The organism is Cobetia sp. (genome assembly GCF_983723665.1).
In genome coordinates, this window is sequence record NZ_CFDJES010000112.1 from 2,742 (window position 1) to 6,000 (window position 3,259).

The window sequence follows — 3,259 nt, forward strand, 5'->3', positions numbered from 1 at the left end:
CATCGTGATGCGCGTCCTGCTCATGAGCATGCGCTTCATCATGACCGTGGTCATGCGCCTCACCACTGCCGAAGTGGCGTGTGTTGAGACCCTCTTCCAGATGCACGACCTGCATCTCGGCGTTGTTCTTCACCAGGCGCGGCAACCACACCTGCTCGAAGGGCACACCGATGGCGAGATAGAGCGGAACCGTCGACAGCTCGGCCACCTGGCGCGGGGTCGGGTCGTAGGCGTGCGGGCTGTCGCCCGGCTTGACCAGCGTGGTGATCTCGACATGCTCACCGGCCAGCTGATCGACCATCCACGCGATGGGCGGCACGCTGACGGCCACATGCAGAGGGGCGCTGTCCTGGGCGTGGGCGGCAGGCGTCGCGAACGCGGCAAGCGCGCCCAGCACACTCAGCGGCAGAGCACGCGCAGCCCGCGGACCCAGCGTGCGCTGGACCCGGGACAGCAGCTTTTCACACAACACTTGGCGAGACGCCAGGGGAGAGCCCGCATGCATACTCATGACACCACTTCCTTTGCTAGTGATCACGGCATGATGCGGGCAAGGCGTGCCGAGAACCGGCACGCCAGGACCGCCATCAGCCGCGGTTGAACGAGAGTCGCTGGCCGTTGGCCACCGGATTGACGGTCTTGCCGTCATAGGCTTTCACGCCGTTGACGAAGGTCGCATCGATACGCGCCTTGAAGGTCACGCCATCGAAGGGGCTCCATCCACACTTGTAGAGCACATTGTCACGCGTGACGCTGGTCTCGCCATTGAGGTCGACCAGCACGAGGTCAGCGAAGGCCCCTTCACGGATGTAGCCGCGATCGACGATGGAGAAGCGATCCGCCACGTTGTGGCTGGTCTTCTGCACCAGGGTCGCCAGGTCATAGATGCCGTCCTGTACCTGATCGAGCAGTGACAGCAGGGCATGCTGCACCAGCGGCAGGCCGGAAGGCGCCTTGAAGTACGGGTTCTGCTTCTCTTCCCAGGTATGTGGTGCGTGATCGGTGGCGATGATATCGATACGGCCATCCATCACGGCAGCGCGCAGGGCGGCGCGGTCTTCGGCGGTCTTCACTGCCGGGTTGCACTTGATCAGGCTGCCACGGGTGTCGTAATCGGCGTCGCTGAACCACAGGTGGTGCGCGCAGACTTCGGCGGTGATCTGCTTGCCCTTCATCGGGCCGGCCTTGAACAGCGCCATTTCCTCGGCGGTGGTCAGGTGCAGGACATGCAGCTGGGTACCGTTGCGCGTCGCCAGGTCGATCGCCAGACGCGAGCTCTTGATGCAGGCTTCGCGCGAGCGGATCAGGCCGTGTTCGGAGAAGGGCACGTCTTCCCCGAAGCGCTCACGCCAGCGCGCTTCGTTCTCGAGAATCATCGGCGTGTCTTCGCAATGCGTGACGATGGGCGTCGGTGCATGCTTGAAGATGCCTTCGAGAATCTCCGGATCATCGACCAGCATGTTGCCGGTAGAGGCGCCCATGAAGATCTTGATGCCGCAGGTCTGGTTCGGATCCAGCGTCTTGATCGCTTCCAGGTTGTCGTTGCTGGCACCCAGATAGAAGGCGTGGTTGGCATGGGCACGACCGGCCGCCACGGCAAACTTGGCTTCCAGTGCATCGCTGTCCAGGGTCGCCGGCTTGACGTTGGGCATGTCGAAGAAGGTGGTGATCCCCCCGGCCACGGCAGCAGCTGACTCGGTGGCGATGTTGCCCTTGGCGGTCAGGCCCGGCTCACGGAAGTGCACCTGATCATCGATCATGCCCGGCAGCAGATGGCGGCCGGCGGCATCAATCACTTCACGTGCATCGAGGTGAGACAGGTCGCTGCCGATGGCGTGAATACGCCCGTCCTTGATGCCCACATCCTGAGTGGAAATGGTGCCTTCGTTGACGACTTGCGCCTGTGAGATGCGGATGTCCAGCATGTGACGTCCTCCGTGGGAAGCAAATGTTATATCGTATCAAAAGCGCTCGCAAGCGCCGTTCACTGAGCGTTTTCTGCCATGGCAGCTGCTTGAGAGGTGCAATCCTGGCAACGCCCCTCGAGTTCGATGGTCTGGCGTTCGATCGAGAAACCATGGCGATCGGCGCTGGCGACTAGCCGAGTACCGAGATCGTCATCATGCATTTCCTCGACACGACCGCAGCCGCGGCAGATCAACAGCTGGAATCCGTGCTGATGTTCCGGGCAGTGGCAGGCAAGGTAGGCATTGAGTGATTCGATGCGATGGACGAGGCCCTGTTCGAGCAGGAAGTCCAGTGCACGATAGATCGTGGGAGGGCGGGCAGCGCCATGTTCCTTGGCGAGCTGATCCAGCAGGTCATACGCCTTGAGTGCGCCATGACTGGTCGCGATCATTTCCAGTACACGTCGCCGAATCGGCGTAAATCGCACACCGCGCGCCAGACATTGACGTTCGGCCTGGTCGATCAGCGAAAGTGGCTCTGGCATGAAGAATCCTGAGTGTCGTGAATCCCGGATGTCAAAAGGCGTCAAGCGCGATGAGGGCAAGTGCGTCAGCGCGCAGCCTGAATGACCAGATGCTTATTCTAGGGCAAATGGGCCATGACGGGCCACCGGCAAAGGCATCGGGGCTGCGTGAGTCACTCAAAGGCAACGCACGGCGCGGAGCTAACATGAAAGCATGGACATGCGATCAATATGATATAACATAACAGTTATCGCTTTCTGGTCGCGGTGATAGACCCGCGACCATCCCTGACAGGAGGAATTCATGGCCCAGTTCGAGGCGCTGCACCCACCCCTTCACACACGGCCCGAGCCACGCCTGGCAGCCAGTTCGTCACCTTCGACCCTCGCGCCGGCGCCAAGGCCCGCAACCCATTGGCATATCGGTCACGAGGCACATGACCTGGGAGCCATCTTCGACCCCGACATCAGTCTGGCCGTGATGCAACGCAGTATCGATGCGGCATTGGAGATGGCGGTGAAGGCTCAATCCTCGGGTGCCTACCCGCTGCGCATGCGCTGGCGCGGCCCGATCAGTGATCTGCGTGAGGCGCTGGAGCGCTACCTTCCGGCACCGGATGCCGGGACTGCGCTGATAGAGGACATCTGTGTGCTGGGTGAGGCCATGAGCGAGCTCTTCGAGGTCAAGGACATCGGCATGCGACTGGAGATGACCCAGAGCGCCATGTGCCCGCGCTTTCATGTCGACCGCATCCCGGTCAGATTGGTAACGACCTACGACGGCCCGGGCACCCAGTGGCTGCCGGAACATGCCGCCGACAGACTGGC

General features: G+C 61.9%; 4 protein-coding genes. 1 reads left to right on the forward strand and 3 read right to left on the reverse strand.

The genetic code is table 11. The annotated features are described in order from the left end of the window. The 3 genes from AC4FAH_RS11135 to AC4FAH_RS11145 all read right to left on the reverse strand — a co-directional run. Positions 1–511 (reverse strand): metal ABC transporter solute-binding protein, Zn/Mn family (locus tag AC4FAH_RS11135; RefSeq protein WP_490246036.1); only part of this gene is annotated, 511 nt, incomplete at its 3' end. A 76-nt stretch (positions 512–587) separates the two neighbouring features. Continuing rightward, a complete protein-coding gene (locus AC4FAH_RS11140) occupies positions 588–1,925 on the reverse strand; it encodes a dihydroorotase (protein ID WP_107334788.1) in 1,338 nt (445 codons plus the stop codon). A 59-nt stretch (positions 1,926–1,984) separates the two neighbouring features. Beyond that, positions 1,985–2,452, reverse strand: a complete 468-nt coding sequence (locus AC4FAH_RS11145; protein WP_043334236.1) for a Fur family transcriptional regulator — start codon at positions 2,450–2,452, stop codon at positions 1,985–1,987. 460 nt (positions 2,453–2,912) lie between these two features. On the opposite strand from AC4FAH_RS11145, the gene AC4FAH_RS11150 reads away from it, so the two are divergent. Beyond that, the coding region (locus tag AC4FAH_RS11150) for a DUF1826 domain-containing protein (protein WP_490246037.1) at positions 2,913–3,259 on the forward strand (347 nt) is incomplete at its 3' end.

Coding starts and splice junctions, on each gene's coding strand:
- AC4FAH_RS11145 (WP_043334236.1), bottom strand. CDS start 2,452: ATGCCAGAGCCACTTTCGCTGATCGACCAGGCCGAACGTCAATGTCTG.
- AC4FAH_RS11140 (WP_107334788.1), bottom strand. CDS start 1,925: ATGCTGGACATCCGCATCTCACAGGCGCAAGTCGTCAACGAAGGCACC.